Here is a 7,107-nt window from a genome sequence, read left to right on the forward strand (position 1 = left end):
GCTGCTTCCTTCAGACCCTACCGTTGCCAGTAACGCCCTTGCTCTCAGGTTGTCTTCCCGTTGGTTAGGTGACGTAGGCTTCTTTCAGCCTATCGGCTCAGCGAACATGCTGGACGTACAAAAAAAGAAGCATCTCAAAATGCTTCTTAAAAAGTAGAATTTCTAACAATCTTTCTTCCTGAATAGTTAGTGATTTTAAATGAGCCTGTATATGAAAATATACAGAGTTAATATTTTCATATAATATTAATCATTAAAAATAAAAGTTAACACAATAATAATCACCCTTATGGTTAAATTAGAATATTATTATAGTGAAAGGAGGTTTAATATATGAATGCTAGAGAAAAATATGTTGGCAGCAAAGAAGAGTTTTATTTTTTCTTAAAAGATCAAATTATAAAATTATTCAAAGAAAAACTCAAAATAGAAGGAACCCGTGTTCTAATACCAGATGATGAAAAGTTAGATTATGAGTTTAATTATGTTAAAGACGAGAAGTATGGAAATTTGTCAATTAAAGTTACTTGGGGTCAAAAAAAACCACAAGAAGATGAGTTTTTCAATGAATTTTTTAAAGAATTTTCTAAACAAGATATTGAACAAGATGTTGATGTGAATATTCAAGGAAATATTCAACAAGATTCAAGTATGGTTATTGATAAAGTTTTGACTATGGATAAATATTAAATAACATTACCTGAGGATGCCTTATTTTCTTTTCCTCGAAATTTTTTAATGCTCCTCAGGATTTTTACATATCTATAAATTTTTCTTTAATTTAGCATTTGCTTCAGATTATAATATAATTATTCATGTTGTTGTTTGCTTATAAATGTAATAATTTAAACTATTATTTAAATATTCCAAGGGGCTTGCCAACTGGTAAAAATTGCTTTCCAAAATGACCGTTTAAAACTGCTGCAGCAGAACCATAAAAAGAAAATAGCGAAATTAAGAGTTCTGAATATGCCGCTATGCCATGTGTAAATTCCGGCATAAATTTAAAGGTACTAAGTGCTAGTCCTATGAATAAAAAATCAATTAATATAAAAATTATAAATAGTACCTTGTGAGTTTCTGCAGCTCCGATGGTCATAAACAATGTAAATATCAAGTAGCCTACATAAGCTACACCTAGTTGTTTTGGGTCAGCAGTTGCTGCTAACTCTTGACCAAATACACCTGCTTTAATTAACCATGATGCTCCAACTCCCATCCAAAAGAATGCAAAAGCACCAAAAGCTGTTGTACCAAAAACATTGTTACGTTTTGAATCATTAATGCATGCAAATAGTTGAGCAAATCCGCCTAAGAATATAGCCCATGGAAGTATAAAAGATACACCTTCTGTAATCCCAAGTTTCTGTGAAGATGCTACGAGCGTTACCATGGCTAGTCCAAATAATCCTAAAGCTGAGGGATCTGCATTTGTTATCTTTACATTTTGTGGTTGGTTTACATTCATAAATAGCCTCCTTGTTATTATCCTAAAGATATTAATTCTTATAAAAAATAACAGAAAAACGTCGAATTGTCAATTGTTTTGTAGAAATTCATGTTATTTATTTAAGCTTTAAATAAATAACTCGTTAATTTCATTTAAACTCATCTGGGATAGGAATAATTCTGCACCTGTTTCATCATTAATTACACTATCAATAATTGCTTTTTTCTTTTGTTGCAACTTAAATATTTTTTCTTCTATAGTTCCTCTTGCTATTAATTTTATCACTTCTACTGTTTTCTTTTGACCTATTCTGTGAGCTCTATCTGTAGCTTGAGCTTCTACGGCAGGATTCCACCAAGGATCAAAATGTATAACCATGTCTGCGCCTGTAAGATTTATACCCATACCTCCGGCTTTTAGAGAAATTAAAAATACTTGTGTATCTCCTGCGTTAAAGGTTTTAACCATTTCAACTCTTTTTTCTGACTTAGTTGATCCATCCAGATACATATACTTAATCTCTTTACCATCTAATCTCTTTGATATATTTTTTAAAACTGTAGTAAACTGAGAAAATATTAATATCCTATGACCTTCTTCTAAACTATTATCTAGAATTTCATCTAGTGCATCTAGTTTGCCGCTTCCACCATTATAATTCTCTATGAAGGTTGAAGGGTCGCAGCATATCTGTCTTAATCTTGTTAAGATTGACAATAATTTAAACTTGCTTTTATTAAACCCTTTATTCTTAATGTTTTCCTCTAATTCCCCTTTAGCCTCCTGTAGGTAAGCTAAGTATACCTTCTTTTGCCCCTCTGTCATTTCTACTGAAATCCTATGTTCGATTTTAGATGGTAATTCTTTTGCAACCTCTAATTTAGTTCTTCTAAGTATGAAAGGTTTTACATGATTATTTAGTTCTTGAAGTGCCTCACGACTTCCATCTTTCACAATTGGCGCCTCATATTTCTTTGTAAAAGCATTGTGATTTAAAAGATATCCTGGCATTATAAAATCAAAAATAGACCAAAGCTCTGTAAGCGAATTTTCAATAGGAGTACCCGTAAGTGCAAATTTTCCTAATGCTTTTATGCTTTTCACTGAATGCGCGTTTAAAGAATTAAAATTCTTTATTTGCTGGGCCTCATCTATAAAACAATATCTAAATGTCACCTTTTCGTAGTCGTAAAGGTCACGCCTAATAAGTGCATAGGATGTAATAACTACATCCGTATCCTGAATGTTTTGCTTTTGGGATCTTCTCTGAATTTTATTTCCAGAAACTACTGTACAAGTAAGCGACGGTGCAAATTTCTCTAGTTCATCCTTCCAATTGTATACTAGTGACGTCGGACATATCACTAAAGTTGGTTGCTTATTATTATTTTGTTCCACTTCTGACAAAATGAAGGCAATAGCCTCAAGTGTTTTACCTAACCCCATTTCATCTGCTAGTATCCCACCAAATCCAGAGCTGGCAAGAGTTTTTAACCACTTAAAGCCTGTCTTTTGATAGGATCTCATTACACTATCTAAGCTTTCTGGTACTTGGGCATTAATTTCTTTAACATCCCTAACATTACTTACGAGTTGTGTGAATTTTTTGTTCGTTTCCACAAAATCCATTTGTTCTCGTTTCAGCTTTTCTTCTATGTATATGGCATTATATTTTGAAAGCAAAATCTTATTTTTAGAAATATCCCTATCCTTTATATTTAAATACTCCATCATTTGAGCAATCTTTAATATATTGTTTGAATCTAGCATTACGAAACTACCATTTTTAACTCTATAATATCTTCTTTTTTCTCTTAAAGCTGCAAAAACATTGCTAAGTTCAATATTGTCTACTCCCTCAATACTAAAACTAAATTCTAAAAGATTTTCTTTATTAAGTTTTATATTTGACTTATATGAAGAATTTCCATGCACCTTGATTTTCTTGAATTCTTCAGAATAATATACCTCGGCTAAGCTTCTAAGTTTTTCTATTCCTGACACTAAAAACTCTAATAACACTTTTTCTTCTGTAATTTCAAACCCCTTATTCGTATTAACAAAACCAAAATCTCTAAATAAGTTTATGATTTCCAGTTCCTTCTCTATGTCTCTTATAAGTACCCTTCCCTCTTGCGCACTATTTTCTTTATTATTAAAAGGATTAATTTCGGTATCACCGTACTTAAAAGTTACGTTCACCTCTACATTCTCATCACTTTTTTCAAAATAAATAATCGCCTTAAGTTTTTCTATATAAAATTCACTTTCTACGGAGGAATCTATGATAACTTTATTACTTATGCGTTTTAAAGATGGAATTAAAAAAGATGCTACATCATCTTTCTCTTCTTCATAAAATTCTATAAAATTGTTGCTTTCTTCTTTAAATCTATTATAAAAAGGTAAATATGTATATCTTTGAATCTTTGGTGGCTCATATATTTTTCCTTGATAAAAAAAATATTCACCTTCATTACAAAGTTTCGTAGGCATTGGCTCCTTTTGACAAAGTATAAATTTATTATTTTCTCTATTGATTTTGAATTGTAAAGGCATATCCTCTTGTGCTAATTTTACATCAGTAAACACTTGGTCCCTTATTACCGCGGTTATAGTTCTATTGTTTAAATTTTTAAACAATCTTCTAACCATGCTTTCTGTAAAATATGCTTTTTTTCCAGAGAGAAACTTTACTGAACTTCTAGAGCCTCTATCTGCAGTAGCGGATACTTCGTCCAGTTCACTTGCTTCTTTAAAAATCTCTATGATATTTAAATCTTCTTCTTTAAATAAGTGTAAGTTAGGATTATAAGTAAATTTTTTGCCGAATTCTATAGTCTCCATACCTGTGTTGTAGCAAGCGAAAAAATGTTTTATGTTTCTTACTACATAAAGCTTATCCTCACCAATTTTAAGCTCAACAAAAGATTTCCTATTACTGAGATTAGAATCATAATAATACTTTATATCTATATTTAAGTATTGTTTTGCCACTTTAGTGGTACTTATACTTTCAATTACTTGCTTAATTAAACTAGTAGTTTTAGCAATCCGCTGTGCTTTAATAATTTGTTCTTTTTCATTAAAATACTTTAAACATGTGGACACTATATGTTTACACATAGATTTCTCACCAAGATAACTATCTAAATTACTACATTCACACTTATAACTTATAAAAGAACTAATATTATTAAAACTTGTCTCTACTTTATACAGAGTTAAATTTGAGGACTCTACATGTGAAGTTATTTTAGTTTCTTTATAATTGTCTTGTTCTTTAATTTCTATATTAATATCTACAACCTTATTATTTAAATAATCGTAAGTTCCAAGTTTATAAGATTCTTTATTCGCGTATTCTCGTATAATTTTTTCATTAACATCAATCAAAAGTTCCACCCCACCAAAATTTTTCTACTTAATTGTATAATATAATTATTAACATTCGTTACCATTATATACTATAAGGTGATAAATTTAAAAATACAATTAAAAAGCACACTTAAAAAATTAAATAAGTGTGCTTAAAATATTAGTATTTTTGAACATTAATTGCTTGGGGTCCTTTAGGTGCATCTACTACGTCAAATTGCACTTGTTCACCCTCATGCAAATCCTTTCTAGGTCCTTGTTCTTTTATCGCTAGATGGTGAACAAATACATCTTCGCCCTCTTGTGCGGATATGAATCCATATCCCTGCTCAGCATCATACCACTTTACTATACCTGTTATCATATATTTCCCTCCCTGTCATTCTCTGAAATGAAAATAATTCAAAGTTTTAATATAGTATTAGCTATAAATGATTAACTAATACTTTAATTATTTTAGGTAATACATTGTTCTTGAAAACAGACTTTATAAAAGTAATCCCAGCAAAAATTAATTTTTGCTGGGATTACTTTTATTTACAATAATGCTATAGTTGTATATCTAATTAATTACATTTGGCTAGAGTGGCAGGATTCGAACCTGCGAATACCAGAGTCAGAGTCTAGTGCCTTACCGCTTGGCTACACCCCAATATAAATAATGAAACTAAATGGTGACTCACAGGATAATTGTCCTCTGATTCGCATTTTATAACTTTCCATAATTTACTTTAACATAGATATACCCTCTTTGCAAGCATATGTATTTTTATAACTTTTAATAATTCCATCTTGTGGCATAACCACTGCTAATAAATAAGCTGTAATTATTATATCAGGAATATCAATGATTATAAAAGTAATAGCTTTTATAAATAGAAAAGGTCACACAGTTAGCATAGTGCTATACTTGTGACCTTTTTTTGTTAATGCTTATCGAACTAATAATTTGCTTTTCTCACTTCAAAATAATATTGTTATTATATATATATTAACTAACTTTACTTGTATTCTCTCCAAGTAATTCAGTTCCTATTTCCTCTATTTGTACAACATCATAGCCTGCCTCTTCAATAGCCGCTTTAATAATTTCATCAGTAATATTATTACCTGTTTCGGCAGTAGCAGTCTTTTTATCAAGATCTACCACCACTTCTTTTGCTCCTATCTGTATCAACACCTCTGTAACGTGATTTACACAATGTACGCAACTTATACCATCAATTAATATTTTCTTTTTCATTTTATTTCTCCCTTCATGTTTACACTCATTTAATGTTAATTTGCTTCTACTACTGCGTAAGCGCCTTTACTCTTATATTAGTATTTTCATTAAAATAAAAAACTCCAGTAGAAATTAATTTCTATATCGCACCATCAATAGATTTCTTAAGTACATTCTCAATATCTTTAGCTATGGCTATAATTTCTTCACTACCTATCATCTGTATAAGTTCTGTTGGTTTAATCATTCCAATATAAACAGAGCCTTCTTTTTCATAGATTACCATTTTACAAGGCAAGAAGTATCCTACTTCAATGTTTCTACTTAATACCTCTTTAGCTTGAACCGGATTACATACTTCTAAAATCTTAAAATTACTATCAAAATCTAATCCTTTTTCTTTTAGTTTATCCTTAAAGTTAAGTTCAAATAACACTCCAAATTTATTTTCAGATAAACTCTTTTTTAAGCTTTCAACAGCCTCATCAAATGATTTTTCAGATTTCACTTCATATTTAATACTCATAATGTCCTCCTCTATTTTAATTTATGTTTTATTGTTTTTTTATAAATGCATAGACCATACCTTTTTCTTTTCTTAAATCTATTAACTCATTGTTTGTTTTAGTACACCAAGATTTAATGTCTTCATAAAAACCAGGATCAGAAGCTGTTACTTTTAATATTTGACCATCACTTAATTCGTCAATATTAGCTTTGACTTGAATTAATGGACCAGGACAACATAAACCACAAGCATCTAGAGCTTTATCATAATTAGAAGTGCCATTATCTAAAGATTGTTTTATAACTTGAGTATCCGGTTCTACAGACTGTCTTTTTACTCCATCAATTACCCTTACTTTATCTGGCTTTATATTTGAATTTAGAGCTGATTTATATCCTCCGGTTAAGTTTTTAACCTTAAAGCCATTTTGAGATAAAATTCTAGCAGCTATATACCCTCTAATACCTACTTGACAGTATTCAATAATTTCTTTATTTTTATCAAGTTCATTCATTCTTTCTCTTAACTCATCTACAGGAATATTTA

The 7,107-nt window shown here is 30.1% G+C and carries 7 protein-coding genes and 1 tRNA gene; 1 reads left to right on the forward strand and 7 read right to left on the reverse strand.

Annotation, left to right across the window (positions count from 1 at the left end; all coding sequences use genetic code 11):
• The first annotated feature begins 333 nt into the window (after positions 1 to 333).
• Positions 334 to 690 carry a hypothetical protein gene (locus ACJAX4_RS20600; RefSeq protein ID WP_435791309.1) on the forward strand — a complete coding sequence of 119 codons (357 nt, stop codon included), beginning with the start codon at positions 334 to 336 and terminating at the stop codon, positions 688 to 690.
• Positions 691 to 853: 163 nt separating this feature from the next.
• On the opposite strand, the gene ACJAX4_RS20605 is transcribed toward ACJAX4_RS20600, so the two are convergent.
• The 7 genes from ACJAX4_RS20605 to ACJAX4_RS20635 all read right to left on the reverse strand — a co-directional run.
• On the reverse strand, positions 854 to 1,468 hold the full coding sequence (locus ACJAX4_RS20605; protein WP_435791310.1) for an acetate uptake transporter: 615 nt from the start codon (positions 1,466 to 1,468) through the stop codon (positions 854 to 856).
• Between the two features lie 108 nt (positions 1,469 to 1,576).
• Positions 1,577 to 4,843, reverse strand: a complete 3,267-nt coding sequence (locus tag ACJAX4_RS20610; protein ID WP_435791315.1) for an SNF2 helicase associated domain-containing protein — start codon at positions 4,841 to 4,843, stop codon at positions 1,577 to 1,579.
• A 145-nt stretch (positions 4,844 to 4,988) separates the two neighbouring features.
• Positions 4,989 to 5,192, reverse strand: coding sequence for a cold-shock protein (locus tag ACJAX4_RS20615; RefSeq protein WP_435791311.1), 204 nt, complete (start codon positions 5,190 to 5,192; stop codon positions 4,989 to 4,991).
• 213 nt (positions 5,193 to 5,405) lie between these two features.
• A tRNA-Gln gene (locus ACJAX4_RS20620) sits at positions 5,406 to 5,480 on the reverse strand.
• A gap of 339 nt (positions 5,481 to 5,819) precedes the next feature.
• The gene (locus ACJAX4_RS20625; RefSeq protein WP_435791312.1) at positions 5,820 to 6,071 is read right to left on the reverse strand and encodes a heavy-metal-associated domain-containing protein; all 252 of its coding nucleotides are present in this window, start codon (positions 6,069 to 6,071) and stop codon (positions 5,820 to 5,822) included.
• A gap of 121 nt (positions 6,072 to 6,192) precedes the next feature.
• Entirely contained in the window at positions 6,193 to 6,579 is a 387-nt protein-coding gene (locus tag ACJAX4_RS20630) for a DUF302 domain-containing protein (protein WP_435791313.1), read from the reverse strand.
• Positions 6,580 to 6,607: 28 nt separating this feature from the next.
• Positions 6,608 to 7,107, reverse strand: a 500-nt coding sequence (locus tag ACJAX4_RS20635) for a sulfurtransferase TusA family protein (RefSeq protein WP_435791314.1), incomplete at its 5' end; no start/stop codon positions are given.

The sequence above is a fragment of the Clostridium sp. genome (assembly GCF_051278035.1).
Classification (GTDB): domain Bacteria; phylum Bacillota; class Clostridia; order Clostridiales; family Clostridiaceae; genus Clostridium_AD.